The sequence below is a fragment of the Pseudomonas gorinensis genome (genome assembly GCF_042015035.1).
GTDB lineage: Bacteria > Pseudomonadota > Gammaproteobacteria > Pseudomonadales > Pseudomonadaceae > Aquipseudomonas > Aquipseudomonas gorinensis.
In genome coordinates, this window is record NZ_CP167125.1 from 4814789 (window position 1) to 4831409 (window position 16621).

Sequence of the window (16621 nt, forward strand, 5' to 3'; positions counted from 1 at the left end):
AACCCCTTTGAAGTGTCTTGTTTATCAGGAAGTGTGCGTTATGCCTGCTCCATTGACTTTGCCGTGCGCAAAGCGCGTTTGCGTGTCCCGATCCCTATGGCCGCTCCTGTCGGTCGGTTTGTTCGCCATCAACCCGCTGCCCCTGGTTTTGGCCGAAGCCAGTAGAACCGAAGACTCAACCCTCACCCTCGGCACCGTCACGGTCCAGGGCGCCACCGGCAGCAATGGCCCGCTGAGTACCAGCAGTGTGCTCAGCTCAGTGGATGTGCTCGGCGCCGATATCCTCGAAAAAATGCCGGTCAATTACAGCTGGGAGTTGTTCAGCCGTGCGCCGGGGGTGATGCTCACCGAATTCAACCAAGGCACCACCTCCGGCAAGATTTCCTTTCGCGGTTTTAACGGCGAAGGTGAAGTCAACGCAGTGAAGTTGCTGATCGACGGCATTCCGAGCAACAGCAACGACGGCAATATGCCGTTCATGGACATGATCTTCCCCCTGGAGCTGGACAGCATAGAAGTGGTACGCGGTACCAGCGATGCGCGCTACGGCCTGAACAACATCGCCGGTAATGTGAACATGCTGACCCGCACCGGTGGCGACTACACCAAGGCACGTATTCGCTATGGCAGCTACAACACGCAGGAGACCCAGCTCGCCAAGGGTATCGAAAGCAGCAACTGGACGCAGAATTACTTCTTCGCCTACCAGAAATCCGACGGCTACCGCGATCACGCCCAGGCAGACAAGTTTTCCATGGCCGGCAAATGGTTCTATACCCCGGACGACAACCGCTACCGTATCGGCCTGATCGCCCGTCACTACGAAACCGAGGCGCAGGAACCCGGCTACCTGAGTGAAGAGGATGCCCACCAGCACCCGACCATGACCAACAGCTACAACGCCACCGACAAAGGCACGCGGCGGATGAACCAGCTCAGCGTGCACTTCGACACTGAGCTGTCCGACACCTTGGCCTGGGCGGCGAAAACCTACGTCAACACCTTCGACGACCGGCGCTGGACGCAATATTGGCGCACCAGCGCCCAGCAAGAGCGCGATGCGTACGAAACCCAATACGGCGCCCTCACCTCCCTGACCTGGCGCCCTGAAGTCAGCTGGTTGTATGACTTCGCCCTGGAAGGCGGCGCGGACATGCAACAGCAACAGAACAAAAGCGAGCGCTACCGCACCAAGGACCGGGTCCGGCAGGCCCAAACCCGTGACCAGCAATTCGACTTCGATACCTACGGCGCCTACGTGCAGGCCGAGATCAAACCGTTCGAGTCGCTGAAGATCATCCCGGCCTATCGCGTCGATAAGATCCAGGGCGACTTCACCAACGAAATGACCGGCCTGGACTACGACATCAATGACTATGGGCTGATCAAACAACCCAAGCTCAGCGTGGTGTATTCACCGTGGGACGTTGCCAGCGTCTATGCCAACTGGGGCCGTACATTTCAGGTGGGTACCGGTGCCGCGGCCTACAAGATTCCGCCAAGGGATACGGATCTCGCGCCGTCCATCAACGAAGGCTGGGAAACCGGCATCAAGTTCACGCCCGCCGATTGGATCGACGGCCGCGTGGCTTATTGGCAACAAAAGGCCAGTGGCGAAGTCAGTCGTCGACTCAACGACCCGAGTGGTGAGTCGGATAACGTCGGCCAAACCCGGCGCTGGGGTTACGACGCGCAAGTGAACCTGCACCCGAACGAGCGTACCGATCTCTGGATGGCCTACGCCTGGCAGTACTCGAAAATACTCCAGCCCAGTTCAACCTTGCCCAACAGCAAAGGCCAGGAAATCGACCACATCCCTCATCACCTGTACAACGCCGGGGTCAGCTACAAGGCGACCCCTGCCCTGCAATTGACGGCGTGGATGAATGGCCAGACGAATTACTACCTTGAACGCGAAAATACCCGGGGGACTTACGGTGGCTACGTCCTGATGAACCTCGGCGCCAGTTACCGGGTGACCGAGTCGGTCAGTGTCGATCTGCAGCTGAAGAACCTTACCAATCGCTACTATGAATACGTCTGGTACGACCCGGACGGTGCCCAGGCTTCGCTGCATTCACCCGGTGACGGGCGGGCGTTGTATACCGGCGTCAGTGTGGATTTCTGAGGCAAGCAGTCGCTGGGGCTCAGTCAACGTTCAGGTCGGCAGGCGCAAAAACTGAACGTTGACTTCGAACCCGTCGTCTCTGCCGGCCGCGGGCGAAGCCAGGGTCATACGCGCCTTGACCCCTTGGACGATGGTCTTGGCAATGGCTAGGCCGAGCCCTGTGCCGCTGGCTTCGCTGCTGCCGCGCACAAAGCGCTCGGTCAGGCGCTGTAACACTGGTGCAGGCACAGCCGGCCCACCATTGACCACCCGCAGCAGCGCCTGGTCCGTCAGGCTGACTTCAACCGGTTGGTCCTCCGCCCCATACTTCAATGCATTCTCGATCAGGTTGCGCAGCAGAATACCGAACGCGTCCGGGTCAATCGCCGCATACACACTGCCCTGGGTAGGAAGCTGCAAGCGGATGCGCTGACCGCTGCTGCGATTCCATTCATCGACCCCATGGGCCAGCAAAGGGATCAGGTCCTGGGGCGCCTCGGACAACAGCCCGCCGCCCTCGGCCTTGGCCAACTGCATGAGCTTTTCCGACAGCCGTGCCAGCTCGCGCAATGAGTTTTCGATCTTCGTCGCACGCATGCGTAATGGACCTTCCGGCGCTTCCTGGCGCAGGCGCTGGATCTGCGCCAACGTCGCGGCCAACGGTGTGCGCAATTCATGGGCACTGTTGGCGGTGAAGCTACGCTCGGCCTCCAATGCCTTGCGCAGGCGCTCCAACAGGTGGTTGACCGCGTCGGCCAACGGGTCGATTTCTGCCGGCAACCGCGCCACGCTGATCGGCGACAAATCCCCCACCCCTCGGGCTTCCACGGCACGGCGATAGGCCAACACGCTACGCAGGCTGACGCGCACAAACAGCCAAGTGCCCAACAAGCTGATGGGGATCAACGCCAATAGCGGCAGCAACAAAGCAAACAAGGCTTCCCGCGCCGCCTCGCGGCGATGCCCCAGCGGCTCGGCGATCTCAATGAACAACGTATTGCGCAGCGCACTCGCACCATACAGCCGGTACTTTTTCGTGGTAGAGAACCCTTCGCGCGGCGAGTCGTTGAATATCTTCGGGTTGGCGTCATGGGACTGCATCAGGATCTGGCCCTGGGCATCACGCACCAGGTAGGTCAGATACTCCTTGTGCATCTTCAAGGTTGCGATGTGCTGGGCGGTGCGCGGTTCTTCGCGGTTGCTGATTTCCAGCACGGCCAGGGGCAGGATGCGTTGCGCGGTCTCTTCCAGGGCACTGTCGAACGCTTCGTTCAACTCATGTTGCACCACCAGCCAGGCGCCGACGGTCGCGCCCAGCCAGAGCAAGGTCATGCCCAGGGTCAGTCCCAGGCCAAGGCGCCTTTGCAGGCTGATCGGCGACTTCATACGGTCATCAACCGATAGCCCATGCCGCGCACGGTTTCCACCAGCTCACGCCCCAGTTTTTTACGCAGGCGGCTGATGTAGACCTCGATGGTGTTGCTCTCGATTTCGGCGCCAAAGGCATACAAGCGCTCTTCGAGCTGCGACTTCGACAGCAACGCCGTAGGGCGCTGCACAAACGCCTCGAACAGCGCCCACTCGCGTGCCGTGAGGTCAATGGTGACGCCGGCGCGCTGCACGGTGCGCGCGTTCATGTCGACCTGCAATTCACCGAGCCTGATCAGCGGGTTCGGGTTACCGCTGTAGCGGCGGGCCACCGCGGCCACACGGGCCGAGAGTTCAAACAGGTCGAACGGTTTGACCAAGTAGTCGTCGGCGCCGGCATTCAGGCCGGCGATGCGGTCGGAAATCTGGTCCTGGGCGGTGAGGATGATCACCGGGGTCACGTTGCCAGCCGAACGCTGCTGGCGCAAAAAGTCCAGCCCGCGACCGTCAGGCAACATCAGGTCCAACAGAATCAGGTCATACGGCGTGGTACGCACACTGGCGCTCGCATGCTCCAGTCGCTGCACCCAATCGACGGCGTGGCCGTCATCGGCAATCTGTTCGCGTACCGCCTCGCCCAGCCCAGGTGCGTCCTCGACCAATAAAACGCGCATCTGGCACCTCCTCTGATGGTTGTCGTGCAGCACCCTAGCGGCCTTACCTGACGTGAATCTGAAGATTCAGCCGGTTGTCAGGAATGCCCCCTAGGGTATGCCGCACAGGCCCATCGAATCGGAGATAGATCATGAAACCCGCTTTTATTGCCAGCACCGCCCTGCTGAGCGTCCTGCTCGGCAGGTACGCCCTGGCCGATGACGACTGCCGCGAGCCGGTCAACGACTGGCAACCGCGCGAAACCTTGCGCCAGCAGGTCGAGCAGCAATACGGCTGGAGTGTGCAGCGCATCAAGGTCGACGACGGTTGCTACACGCTCAAGGCCACCGACCGCAAGGGCAATGCGATCGAAGCCAGCTACGCACCCGCCTCACTTCGCCTGCGCAAACTGGAAATCCATTTCGGCGACAACGGCGACGCACGGGATTACCTCGACCGCCCTGGCGCTCAATGAGCCTGACGCTTTCCAAGGCTTTCAGGTTGCTGTCAGCCAGCAGGTCCAGGCTTTCGCCACAACGCTCAACCAGGACATCCCCATGAAAACACTCTTCGCTGCAACCTGCCTCGCCGGCGCCCTTGCTCTCCCGAGCCTGGCCCAGGCCCGAGAAGTCACCCTGACCACCCAGCTCAAGCCCTACAGCGGCAACGGTGCGTACCTGGCGATCTATGTCACTGACGCCAACGGCCAGTACCAGAAAACCCTTTGGGTGGCTGGCAAGAAAGCCAAGTACTACCGCCACCTGAGCGACTGGGCCCGTGGCAGCGGCATGAACCCAAGCGAGTTTGACGGGCTCAGCGGCGCCAGCGTCGGCAGCGGCGACACCCTCACCGTCAGCGTTGAACTGGCCGACACCTTGATCGATGCCGGGTATCAGATCCGTATCGACAGCGCCGTGGAAGACAAACGCGACAGCCGCGCCGACGTCAGCGTTGCCCTGACATCGAGCGGGTCGAGCAAGCCGGTGAGCGGCAACACTTACGTCGAGTCGTTTACCTACGCCCTGTAGTACTCGCCACTTCTGGAGGCTGAACATGCTTCGCCAGTTCCACTCACTGCCCGGACTGATCGCCGCCCTGCTGGTCATGATCATGGCCATCAGCGGCGCAGTGTTGTCCGTCAACCCAGCGCTGGAACGCCTGCACAGCACGTCAATCGAGGCCGGGCAGCTCAATGTCGGCCAGTTGGCCGGGCGCATCGCCCAGCATTTTCCGGGGGTGGAGCAGATTCAGCGCACCGCGTCCGGGACGTTGATCATCTACTACAACCAGGACGGCCAGGCCGCTGCGCAAACGGTCGATCCACTGACGGGCGAGGGCCTTGGCCCCTACGAACCGTCGGCCGTTTCGCGCTGGGTCAAAGACCTGCATCGCTCGCTGTTCATGGGCACCGCAGGGCATGGGGTCGCGGGTATCGGCGCGTTTTTCATGCTGATCCTTTCAGTGTCCGGCGCGCTGTTGCTGGCGCGCCGCCTGGGCGGCCTGCGCAACCTGCTGCGACCGCTGCGGGGCACGTTCAGCCAACGCTGGCATGCCGAAGTCGGGCGCCTGGCCGTGCTTGGCCTGTTGCTCTCGGCCCTGACGGGGCTCTACCTGTGCGCCAGCACCTTTGGCCTGGTCGCCGACGGCAGCCAGAGCGAGCCGGCCTTCCCGACCGCCATCAGCGCCGGCGTGGCGCAACCGGTGGCCAACCTGCAAGCCTTGCAGGCCACCGACCTGAATGACCTGCGCGAACTGGTGTACCCGAGCCCCGGTCACCCGCAAGACGTGTTTTCCCTGCGCACCGCCCAGGGCGATGGCTACGTGGACCCGGTCAGCGGCGCGTTGGTGTCTTATCAGGCCCATGACTCGCTGCATGACCTTTACCAATTGATCTATCAATTGCACACCGGTGAAGGCCTCTGGTGGCTGGGCTTGTTCCTTGGCCTCTGCGCCCTCAGCGTGCCCCTGATGAGCGTGACCGGCGTGCTGCTCTGGTGGCGCCGCCGCAAGGCCGGCCCGCGTATTCGTCATAACAGCCCTGCCCACGCCGCCGACAGCGTGATTCTGGTGGGCAGTGAAAACAACACCACCTGGGGCTTTGCCAGCACCTTGCATGACGCGCTGCACCAGGCCGGCCATCGGGTGCATAGCGCAGCGATGAATGAATGGACAGGGGATTACCGCAGCGCGCAGCGGGTATTGATCCTGACGGCCACTCATGGCGACGGCGACGCGCCCGCCTCGGCCACACAGTTCCTCAAACGGCTGGAGCAATGCGCGATCAAACCCGGCCTGCCTTTTGCCGTACTGGGTTTTGGCGATCGACAGTTTGCGCAGTTCTGCCAATACGCCCCCGTCGTGCAGGCCGCCATGGAGCAGGCCGGCGGCGTGGCGTTATTGCCACTGGAAACCATCAACCGCCAGTCCTCCCAGGAGTTCATGCGCTGGGGCCTGGACCTGGGTGAAGTCCTCGGGCAGGCGTTGAAACTGGTCCACAACCCTGAGCGACCACGTACCCATCAACTGGTACTGGCCGAATGCACTGTCTATGGCGAGCAAGTACAGGCACCGACCCACATCCTGCGGTTCAAGGCACCCGGCGGGCTGCCGCGTTTCCAGGCCGGCGATCTGGTCGGCATCTACCCGCCGGGCAGCCCGTTGCCACGCTTTTATTCGCTGGCCAGCAGCCGTGACGATGGCGTACTGGAGATTTGCGTGCGCAAACACGAAGGTGGGCTGTGCTCGGGTTTCCTGCATGGCCTGGCAATCGGCGCGTCGATCGAAGCCTTTATCCAACCCAACCCGCAATTTCGCCCGGCGTCGGGTGCACACCCGGTGATCCTGATTGGTGCGGGTACCGGCATTGGCCCCCTGGCCGGTTTTATTCGCAACAACAAGGCCAGGCACCCGATGCACCTGTATTGGGGTGGGCGTAACCCGGCGTCGGATTTCCTCTATGAACCGGAGCTCAACCGTTACCTGGCCGACCACCGCCTGACCACGTTACGCGCCGCGTTTTCCCAAGTGCAGGACCGCAGCTACGTGCAAGACCGGTTGATCAACGATGCCCTGACGTTGCGGCGGCTGATTGAAAAAGGCGCCCAGGTGCTGGTGTGTGGCAGTCGCGAGATGGCCAAAGGCGTGATGCAGGCCCTGGATGAAGTACTGGTGCCACTCAACTTGAGTGTGCAAGCCCTCAAGACACAAGGACGCTACCGTGAAGATGTCTACTGATAGCCAACGCTACAGCCTCAACGGCGAGACCATGGGCACGCGCTACAGCGCCGTGTTCTATGCCGAGGCGGGCCTCGACATCGAGGCGATCAGCCGCAGCCTGGCCCAGGCCGTGGAGCGGGTGGACCAGCAAATGTCCCTCTGGAAAGCCGATTCCGACCTCAATCGCCTCAACGCCGCCCCCGAGCAGACCTGGCTGCCGGTGCCCAAGGAACTGGCCAGCGTGTTGGCGACAGCACTGCGGGTCAGCCAGCAATCCGCCGGCGCCTTCGACATCGCGGTCGGTGACCGGGTCGAGGCCTGGGGCTTTGGCCCTTGCGCCCCCACGATCACCGCACACAACGTCGACACCCTGGCGCCACGCCCCCGCCTGAGCGCCCATGGGGGGTTGACGGTGGACCTGCAACGACATCAAGTGCGCAAACACGCGCCGCTGCACCTGAACCTCAACGCGATCGCCAAAGGCTTTGGCGTCGATGAACTGGCACGCTGCCTGGACGGTTTCGGGCTGACCCGCTACCTGGTCGGTATCGACGGCGAAATGCGGGCCCGAGGTGTCAAGCCGGATGCCCAACCTTGGGTCGTGGCCGTTGAAAAGCCGTGCCGGGGCCGACGGGAAGTCATGGGCGTGATGGAGCTCTGCGATGCGGCCATCGCCACCTCTGGCGACTACCGGCACTGGGTTGACCTCGAGGGGCGACAGTATGCCCACACCCTTGACCCGGCCACTGGCGCGCCCTTGTGCAATACGATCGCCGCCGTCACGGTGGTAGCCGCCTCGTGCATGCTTGCCGATGCCTGGGCCACGGCGTTGATGGTGCTCGGCGAGATCGAAGGCCCACGCCTGGCGCAGGCGCGCGGCATGGACGCGCTGTTCGTGCTGCGCGAGGGTGACCAACTCAAGGAAATATCGATTGTCGACGGCATTCTGCAGGCGCAGATTGAGAACCGTCCGATCCAAACACCGCCCACGAACACGAGTCCCGCTCAACCATGAAATTCATGCACCGGCACACCGAGTCCCATCGCAGTGATCGTATCGGCTGGCTGCGCGCCGCCGTCCTGGGGGCCAACGACGGTATCGTCTCCACCGCCAGCCTGCTGATCGGCGTCGCTGCCGCCAACGCTACCCACGCTTCGCTGCTCGTCACCGGCATGGCCGGGTTGGTGGCGGGCGCAATGTCCATGGCGGCCGGCGAATACGTTTCCGTGCATTCCCAAGCCGATACCGAGCGGGCCGACCTGTCACGGGAACGGGCGGAGCTGGCGAGCAACCCGAAGGCCGAACATAGCGAGCTTGCCCACATCTACATGCACCGCGGGGTGTCACCCGAACTGGCCCACCAGGTCGCCGATCAGTTAATGGCACACGACGCCCTGGGCGCACATGCCCGTGACGAGTTGGGCATCAGCGAGGCACTCACGGCCAAACCGCTGCAAGCGGCACTCGCCTCGGCCGCCAGTTTTGTGGTCGGTGCCGCATTGCCACTCGCGGTAACGGTGATCGCGCCGCCCCACAGCGTGGTGCCGTGGATATCCGGCATGTCCCTGCTGTTTCTGGCCAGCCTGGGCGGCGTCGCGGCCAAGGCCGGCGGAGCAAGCATCATCACCGGCGCTTGGCGAGTGACCCTGTGGGGGGCACTCGCCATGGGCGTTACGGCGACCGTAGGAGCGCTGTTTGGCGCGGTGGTGTAGGTGGCGCTTACTTTTTCTCAGCCAACACCTTGAGCGCCTGCGCCGCTGCCTGCTCCTGCCCGGCCTGGGCAGTGGCGTTGGCGGCTTCACGCCAGCGTTGTGCGTCCACGTTGGCCGGCAACTGGCTCGGGCGCTGGGTCAGGATGGCCCAGTGTCCGGCGCTCTTCCATGCCGATTCAAAATCACTGAAGTCCATCAACAGTCGCCGGTCCATGCCTGAACGCAACAACACGGTGCTCTTCTGCTGGTTAAAGCCGACGACCACCACGTAGTGCGGTTCAGACCAGAACCGGCCACTGATGCGCGCCATCACCGGGTAGCCCGCCGCCACCTGCGCCAGCACCGCGGTCAGCTTGGCATCCAGCGGGTACACCATCAGCCCGTACTCACGCGCCAGCACCTGCATGTTGCGCTCCAGATCAGCCTGCGCAGCGGGCAAGCGCAGCGGTTTATCGAGCAAGCCCGGTGTCATCACAATGCCTTGTTGCGACAGCATGCTGGCTAATGCCGTAGGACCGCTCTGATAGGCATCGCTGCGAAACGTCGGGACGCCATTGAGTTCAACGCGCTCCGGCAAGCCCGCAAGCTTCGACGGATGACCGGAACAGGCCGCCAGCCCGAGGGCACAGGCCAGCAACCAGGATGTTTTAACGTTCGACCGTAACCGCAATTTTTTACTCTCTTGATCAACTGTCGGTGAGGGGCCTGATCATAGCCCAATCGCGCCGACAGTAAACCGCGGGCAATGGCGTTCTCTATAGCCGAGAACCCCAGTAAACACGCGGTGATAGAGCAAACAAGTTGGATGGACACGACCATTGGTCAATAGCAGGCAACCGCCGGGTAGCTAGACTGTCCATTGAGAAGACTGTGTGTGCCCCCTACGGGGCGAAGGAGGCCCGAATGAGCCTTGCAACAACGATTGTCCTGTTGATCTGCGGTTGGCTGGCGGTAGCCGGCGCCATGTTGTGGGGGGTGTTGCGCATTACCCGCCGGCACCATCACCCCCACGCCAGACCCACTGCGCCCGCCAAGCCGCATAAGCGCGCGGTGCACCACGCCTAGCCAGGCATGCAATTGAAGTCCTGCGTCGCGGCGACTTCCTTGCCGTGACCATCCATCAGGGATGCGCGCACGGTGGTGCCCAGGCTGGATTCCACCAGGGTGTAGTGTTCACCCGCCTTGAAGTGCTTGTACTCCACGCGGCCCTGGCAATCCTGCTGGTTATCGTCGCCCGGTTCCTCCTCATAGAGCGTCACATCCAGGCGGTGGTCCCCCGGTGGCACTTCAAAAAAGCGCCCGTCATCCACGCGTTTGCCATCCACGCGCTCGGCCATCAAGTCATTCGGGGCTTCTTCCTTCAAGCCGATCCAGGCTTCGCTCGGGTCAGCCTTGGGAATCGGGCCGGCACAGGCCGACAACAACAAGACCGCGCCCAGGGCGGGAATCAGCAGGAGTGGTTTAAGTGACAGGTTTTTCAAGTTCATGGCAGGGCTCCAAAGGACATCGATCAAGGCGCTGGACGCAGAAAAGTGACTCGCGTCCGATGGGGTACAAGCTTGAGGAGCTCGCCTTTGTAGAACAAATGAATACACATGAAACGATCTTCAGCGCATAACTAAAACTTCCTTCACCTGGCTGAAAGGTGCGTGTTAGGTGGGTCGGTCAAGACTGCCGGGGTTTGCAATCCTGCTCCCTCCGGAGGTTCACGCATGCTCGGGCTGGTAAAGACCGCACTGCAAAAGCCATACACGTTTATCGTGCTGGCCATATTTATCTGCATCGTCGGGCCCATGGCGGCCCTGCGCACCCCCACCGATGTTTTTCCCGATATTGGCATCCCCGTCGTCGCCGTGGTGTGGCAATACAACGGCCTGTCGCCGGACGCCATGGCCGGTCGGGTGATCTACACCTATGAACGCTCCTTGAGCACCACCGTCAACGACATCGAACATATCGAATCGCAATCGCTGCCCGGCATGGGCATCGTCAAGATCTTCTTCCAACCCGGCGTGGATATCCGCACCGCCAATGCCCAAGTCACGGCGGTATCACAAACCGTACTCAAGCAAATGCCGCCGGGCATCACGCCGCCGCTGATCCTCAACTACAGCGCCTCGACGGTGCCGATCCTGCAAATGGCGTTCTCCAGCCCGACGCTGTCTGAAGCCAGGATCCGCGACCTGGTGCAGAACAATATCCGCCTGCCCTTGAGCGCCCTGCCCGGCCTGGCCATGCCCACGCCGATGGGCGGCAAACAGCGCCAGATCACCCTCGACCTCGACCCGCAGGCGCTGGCCGCCAAGGGCTTGTCGGCACAGGACGTGGGCAACGCCCTGGCGCTGCAAAACCAGATCATCCCGGTGGGCACCGCCAAGCTCGGCCCCAACGAATACACGATCCTGCTCAACAACAGCCCGAAGGCCATCGATGAGCTCAACGACCTGCCGATCAAAACGGTTGATGGCGCACTGATCACCATCGGCCAGGTGGCCCACGTGCGCGACGGCTCGCCGCCGCAGACCAATATCGTGCGCGTCGACGGCCATCGCGCGGTGCTGATGCCGGCGTTGAAAAACGGCAGCATCTCGACCCTGTCGATCATCGACGGCATCCGCCAGATGCTGCCGCGCATCAACGAAACCCTGCCGCCGTCGCTGAAGACTTCGCTGTTGGGCGACGCCTCGGTATTCGTCAAGCAATCGGTGGGCAGCGTGGCCCAGGAAGGCATCATCGCCGCGCTGCTGACCAGCGCAATGATTCTGTTGTTCCTCGGCAGCTGGCGCTCCACGCTGATCATCGCCGCATCGATTCCCCTGGCCGTGCTGTCGGCCATCGCGCTGCTGGCGGTCAGCGGGCAAACCCTTAACGTGATGACCCTCGGCGGGCTGGCGCTGGCGGTGGGGATCCTGGTGGACGACGCCACGGTGACCATCGAAAACATCAACTGGCACCTGGAACAAGGCAAGGCGGTGAAGACCGCGATCCTCGACGGCGCCGCGCAGATCGTCGGCCCGGCATTCGTCTCCCTGCTGTGCATCTGCATCGTGTTTGTGCCGATGTTTTTGCTGCAAGGCATCGCCGGTTACCTGTTCCGGCCGATGGCCCTGGCGGTGATCTTCGCCATGGCCAGTTCGTTCATCCTTTCGCGCACCCTGGTGCCCACCCTGGCGATGTTCCTGCTCAAGCCGCACACGCCGGAGCCCGGTGCGGGGCATCATCCGGAAGATGACTTCATCAACCACCACGAAGGCGAGCAGCACCGCCAACCGCGCAATGCCCTGCTGCAATCGGTGTTGAATTTCCAGCAGGGGTTCGAGCGTCACTTCTCGAATATCCGCGACACCTACCATGGCCTGCTGACCCTCGCGCTGGGCACCCGCAAGGGCTTTATCGTCGGCTTCCTGGCCTGTGTGCTGGCGTCGTTCCTGCTGCTGCCGAGCCTCGGCCAGGACTTCTTTCCCGCCACCGACGCCGGCGCATTGGCGCTGCATGTGCGCCTGCCGCTGGGCACGCGTATCGAAGAAAGCGCGGCGGCCTTCGACCGGATTGAAGCGCGGATTCGCGAAGTGATCCCCGCCGAAGAGCTGGACACCATCGTCGACAATATCGGCATTCCGCTGAGCGGCATCGACATGGCCTACAGCAGCAGCGGCACCATCGGTCCGCAGGACGGTGATATCCAGGTCAGCCTGAAAAAGGGCCACGCGCCCACCGCCGACTACGTGAAAAAACTGCGTGAGGCGCTGCCCCAGAGTTTCCCCGGCAGCCACTTCGCCTTCCTGCCAGCGGACATCAGCAGCCAGATCCTCAACTTCGGCGCGCCGGCCCCGCTGGACGTGAAAATCTCCGGGCGCAGCGATGAAGAAAACCGCGCCTATGCCGTGGAGCTTGAGCGTCGACTGCAACACGTACCCGGCATCGCCGACCTGCGTATCCAGCAGTCCACCGGCTACCCGTCGCTGCAAGTGAATGTCGACCGTATGCGCGCCAACGGCCTGGGCATTACCGAACGGGACGTGACCAACAGCATGGTCGCCTCCCTCGCCGGCAGCTCGCAAACCGCACCGACCTTCTGGCTTAACCCGGCCAATGGCGTGTCCTATTCCATCGTCGCCGCCACCCCGCAATATCGTCTCGACAGCCTGCCATCGCTGGAAGCGCTGCCGGTGACCGGTGCCGACGGCCAGTCGCAGATCCTCGGCGGCGTGGCGACCATCTCCCGCGTGCAAAGCCCGGCAGTGGTCACGCACTACAACATCGAACCGACCCTGGACCTGTACGCCAACGTGCAAGGCCGTGACCTCGGCGGCGTGGCCCGCGACGTGCAAAAAGTGCTGGACGACACCGCATCGATGCGTCCCAAGGGCGCGGTGATCAGCCTGCATGGCCAGATCGATGCGCTGCACGAAGCCTTCAGCGGCTTGAGCTTTGGCCTGCTCGGCGCGGTGGTGCTGATCTACCTGCTGATCGTGGTCAACTTCCAGTCGTGGGTCGATCCGTTCGTGATCATCACCGCATTGCCGGCGGCGCTCGCAGGGATCGTGTGGATGCTGTTCCTCACCGGGACGTCGTTGTCGGTGCCGGCATTGACCGGCGCAATCTTGTGCATGGGCGTGGCCACCGCCAACTCGATCCTGGTGGTGAGCTTCTGCCGCGAACGCCTGGCCGAGCATGGCGATGCTCTGAAGGCCGCGCTGGAAGCCGGCTATACGCGCTTTCGCCCGGTGTGCATGACGGCCCTGGCGATGATCATCGGCATGTTGCCCCTGGCCCTTTCCGAAGAACAGAACGCGCCCCTTGGCCGAGCGGTGATCGGCGGCTTGATCTGCGCCACCGTCGCCACCCTGTTATTTGTTCCCGTGGTCTTCAGCCTGGTCCACGGTCGTCACTCTACTCGCGCAGTTGCTGGAGAAAACCCACATGTCGTCTGATCACAACCCCTCGCGCAAGCGTCTGATGCTCATGGGTGTCGGCGGCCTGACCCTGGCCGCCCTGTTGGTCGCCAACGGCCTGCATGCCCGCACGATGCACGAACAGTCGGTCACCGCCTGGACCGAAACCGCCGCCATCCCCCAAGTCATGGTGTTCCAGCCACAACAGAACGTGGCCGGCGACACCCTGCGCCTGCCCGCGCACCTCGAGGCCTGGAGCAAGGCGCCGATCCATGCGCGGGTCAGCGGTTACCTGAAGGACTGGAAAGTCGATATCGGCAGCCAGGTCAAGGCCGGGCAAATCCTCGCCGAGATCGACAGCCCCGACCTCGACCAGCAACTGGCGCAAACCCATGCGCGCCTGGTGCAGCAACAGGCCAATGCACGCTTGGCCGAAACCACCGCCACACGCTGGCAAAACCTGCTGGGCAGCCACTCGGTGTCACGCCAGGAAGCCGATGAAAAAACCTCCAACGCCGCAGCCGCAAAGGCCAACGCCGAGGCGGCCGCGGCCGACTATGCACGGCTATCGGCGCTTGAAAGCTACAAGACCATCCGGGCCCCCTTCGCCGGCACCATCACTGCGCGCAACACCGATATCGGCCAGTTGATCAAGGCCGATACCGACAGCGATCCGGAACTGTTCAACATCGCCGACACCCACCAATTGCGCCTCTATGTGCCGGTACCGCAGAACTATGCGGCGGTGATTCACCCAGGGTTGGAAGCCGAACTGACGGTGCCTGAGCATCCCGGCAAACACTTCAAGGCGCGCCTGATCGGCGACTCCACCGCCATCGACCGTCGCTCCGGCACCCTGCTTGCGCAGTTCGTCGCCGACAACCCCCACGGCGAACTGCTGCCCGGTGATTACGCCGAAGCCACCCTGCCGATTCCGGCGGATACTCATGGCGTCAGCATCCCGGCCAGTGCGCTGATCTTCCGTGCCCAAGGCACTCAGGTCGCGGTGCTCGATGCGCGCAACCATGTGCACCTGCAAGACATCCATATCGGCCTCGACCTCGGCGAACGCCTGGTCATCGACCAGGGCCTGAAACCCGCTGACCGCATCGTCGACAACCCGCCCGACGCCCTGCGCGAAGGCGACCCGGTGCAACTGGCCGACGCCTCCGGAGGTGCGCATGCGCCCAAGGCTTAAGCCCCTCGCGGCGTTGATGCTGCTGGCATTGCAAGGCTGCTCGATGGCGCCGACCTACCACGTGCCGTCGATCGACCTGCCGGCGAACTACCGCGAACAGACCAGCGACGGTCCATGGCACAGCGCGCAGCCGTCCGACCAGCTGGCGCCGCAGTGGTGGACGCTCTACCACGAGCCCCGCCTGAATCAGCTGCAACAACAACTGATCGAGGCCAACCCGGACCTGGCGGCAGCGCTGGCGCACTTCGATGCGTCCCAGGCGTATGCCAGCCAACTGCATGCCGGGCTGTTCCCGCAAATCACCGCCAGCGCGCAGCCGTTGCGCCAGCGCCAATCGGATTCACGGCCGCTGCGCGGGGATACGCAGCCATCGGTATACAACAGCAACACCGCCGGTTTTTCCCTGAGCTACGACCTGGACCTGTGGGGCAAAATCCGCAACCAGGTCGCGGCCGGTGATGCCCAGGCGCAAGCGTCCGGCGATGACTTGGCCGTGGCGCGCCTGAGCCTGCAACGTCAGCTGGCGACGCTGTATGTGCAGCTCAATGGGCTGGATGCACAGCGTCGGATTCTCAACCGTTCGCTGGAGGATTACAGCCAGGCCCTGCAACTGACGCGCAGCCGTTATGAAGGCCAGATCGCCTCCGAACTGGACCTGACTCGCGCGCAAAATCAACTGGCCGAAGCCAAGGCACAACTGGATGAAGTCACCGGCCAGCGCAACCTCACCGAACATGCGATCGGTGAACTGGTGGGCGTGGCGGCCAGTGACTTTACGCTGCCGCAGAGCCAACACCTGATGACCCTGCCCGGGATTCCCTCGCAGTTGCCAAGCCACCTGCTGCAACGCCGCCCGGATATTGCCGCGGCGGAACGCCGGGTGTTTGCCGCCAATGCGAATATCGGCGTGGCCAAGGCGGCGTGGTATCCGGATTTCAGTTTGACCGGGTTGATCGGGGGGCAGACGCAAGGGGTGGGCAACCTGCTGTCCGCCAGCAACCGCTATTGGGCATTGGGGCCGATGATGAACTTGCCGATCTTCGATGGGGGACGCCTGAGCGCCAATGAACGCCAGGCAAAGGCCGAGTTTGAAGAAGCGTCGGCGCAGTACCGCAGCCAGGTGCTCAAGGCCGTGCGTGAGGTGGAAGATAACCTGGCGCAACTGCGGGACTTGCAGCAGGAAGCGCAGGATGAACAAGCCGCGGCAGATGCGGCGCAGCACACCCAGTCCCTGGCGATGAACAGCTATCAGGCGGGCGCGGTGAGTTATCTGGATGTGGTGACGGCGCAGACGGCGGCATTGCAAGCCCAGCGGACATTGCAGGCGGTGCAGACGCGGCAGTTGCAGGCGAGTATCGGCTTGGTCACAGCCCTGGGCGGCGGTTGGCAGCCTGAGGCCTGACACCGCCCTCAGGCACCGTTCAGGCTAAATGCAGGAGGACAGCCAGTTCATCCGTAGCTGAGCCACCG

The 16621-nt window shown here is 62.9% G+C and carries 14 protein-coding genes; 10 read left to right on the top strand and 4 right to left on the bottom strand.

Going from position 1 to position 16621, the window contains the following annotated elements:
* Positions 1-40: 40 nt before the first annotated feature.
* Positions 41-2128 (top strand): TonB-dependent receptor, encoded by a 2088-nt coding sequence (locus AB7933_RS21775; RefSeq protein WP_024076277.1) that lies wholly within the window; start codon positions 41-43, stop codon positions 2126-2128.
* A 30-nt stretch (positions 2129-2158) separates the two neighbouring features.
* Here AB7933_RS21775 and AB7933_RS21780 read toward each other — a convergent pair whose 3' ends face one another.
* Both AB7933_RS21780 and AB7933_RS21785 read right to left on the bottom strand, forming a co-directional pair.
* On the bottom strand, positions 2159-3493 hold the full coding sequence (locus AB7933_RS21780) for a sensor histidine kinase (protein WP_024076278.1): 1335 nt from the start codon (positions 3491-3493) through the stop codon (positions 2159-2161).
* Positions 3490-4149: a response regulator transcription factor gene (locus AB7933_RS21785; protein ID WP_024076279.1), complete on the bottom strand. Its 660-nt coding sequence runs from the start codon at positions 4147-4149 to the stop codon at positions 3490-3492. Before AB7933_RS21785 ends, AB7933_RS21780 begins: the two co-directional genes overlap by 4 nt.
* 131 nt (positions 4150-4280) lie before the next feature.
* Between AB7933_RS21785 and AB7933_RS21790 the strand changes: the two genes are divergently transcribed.
* From AB7933_RS21790 to AB7933_RS21810, 5 genes are all read left to right on the top strand, one after another.
* Positions 4281-4604, top strand: a complete 324-nt coding sequence (locus tag AB7933_RS21790; protein WP_024076280.1) for a PepSY domain-containing protein — start codon at positions 4281-4283, stop codon at positions 4602-4604.
* An 82-nt stretch (positions 4605-4686) separates the two neighbouring features.
* Positions 4687-5157 carry a DUF2271 domain-containing protein gene (locus AB7933_RS21795; protein ID WP_024076281.1) on the top strand — a complete coding sequence of 157 codons (471 nt, stop codon included), beginning with the start codon at positions 4687-4689 and terminating at the stop codon, positions 5155-5157.
* Positions 5158-5182: 25 nt separating this feature from the next.
* Positions 5183-7363: a PepSY domain-containing protein gene (locus AB7933_RS21800; protein ID WP_024076282.1), complete on the top strand. Its 2181-nt coding sequence runs from the start codon at positions 5183-5185 to the stop codon at positions 7361-7363.
* Positions 7353-8360 (top strand): FAD:protein FMN transferase, encoded by a 1008-nt coding sequence (locus tag AB7933_RS21805; RefSeq protein ID WP_024076283.1) that lies wholly within the window; start codon positions 7353-7355, stop codon positions 8358-8360. The genes AB7933_RS21800 and AB7933_RS21805 overlap by 11 nt, the downstream gene beginning before the upstream one ends.
* The gene (locus tag AB7933_RS21810) at positions 8357-9058 is read left to right on the top strand and encodes a VIT1/CCC1 transporter family protein (RefSeq protein ID WP_024076284.1); all 702 of its coding nucleotides are present in this window, start codon (positions 8357-8359) and stop codon (positions 9056-9058) included. The genes AB7933_RS21805 and AB7933_RS21810 overlap by 4 nt, the downstream gene beginning before the upstream one ends.
* A gap of 7 nt (positions 9059-9065) precedes the next feature.
* On the opposite strand, the gene AB7933_RS21815 is transcribed toward AB7933_RS21810, so the two are convergent.
* The gene (locus AB7933_RS21815; RefSeq protein WP_024076285.1) at positions 9066-9728 is read right to left on the bottom strand and encodes a C39 family peptidase; all 663 of its coding nucleotides are present in this window, start codon (positions 9726-9728) and stop codon (positions 9066-9068) included.
* Positions 9729-9961: 233 nt separating this feature from the next.
* Between AB7933_RS21815 and AB7933_RS21820 the strand changes: the two genes are divergently transcribed.
* A complete protein-coding gene (locus AB7933_RS21820) occupies positions 9962-10123 on the top strand; it encodes a hypothetical protein (protein WP_168232119.1) in 162 nt (53 codons plus the stop codon).
* Here the strand turns inward: AB7933_RS21820 and AB7933_RS21825 are convergent.
* Entirely contained in the window at positions 10120-10530 is a 411-nt protein-coding gene (locus AB7933_RS21825) for a hypothetical protein (RefSeq protein ID WP_041161254.1), read from the bottom strand. The two genes, AB7933_RS21820 and AB7933_RS21825, sit on opposite strands and share 4 nt — an antisense overlap.
* Before the next feature lie 240 nt (positions 10531-10770).
* Here AB7933_RS21825 and AB7933_RS21830 point away from each other — a divergent pair, with 240 nt between their 5' ends.
* Genes AB7933_RS21830 through AB7933_RS21840 form a run of 3 tightly spaced genes read left to right on the top strand, consistent with a single transcriptional unit; the run spans position 10771 to position 16553 of the window.
* Positions 10771-13992, top strand: a complete 3222-nt coding sequence (locus AB7933_RS21830; RefSeq protein ID WP_024076287.1) for an efflux RND transporter permease subunit — start codon at positions 10771-10773, stop codon at positions 13990-13992.
* Positions 13982-15151, top strand: a complete 1170-nt coding sequence (locus AB7933_RS21835) for an efflux RND transporter periplasmic adaptor subunit (RefSeq protein WP_024076288.1) — start codon at positions 13982-13984, stop codon at positions 15149-15151. The genes AB7933_RS21830 and AB7933_RS21835 overlap by 11 nt, the downstream gene beginning before the upstream one ends.
* The gene (locus AB7933_RS21840) at positions 15135-16553 is read left to right on the top strand and encodes an efflux transporter outer membrane subunit (protein ID WP_024076289.1); all 1419 of its coding nucleotides are present in this window, start codon (positions 15135-15137) and stop codon (positions 16551-16553) included. The genes AB7933_RS21835 and AB7933_RS21840 overlap by 17 nt, the downstream gene beginning before the upstream one ends.
* Positions 16554-16621 lie beyond the last annotated feature (68 nt).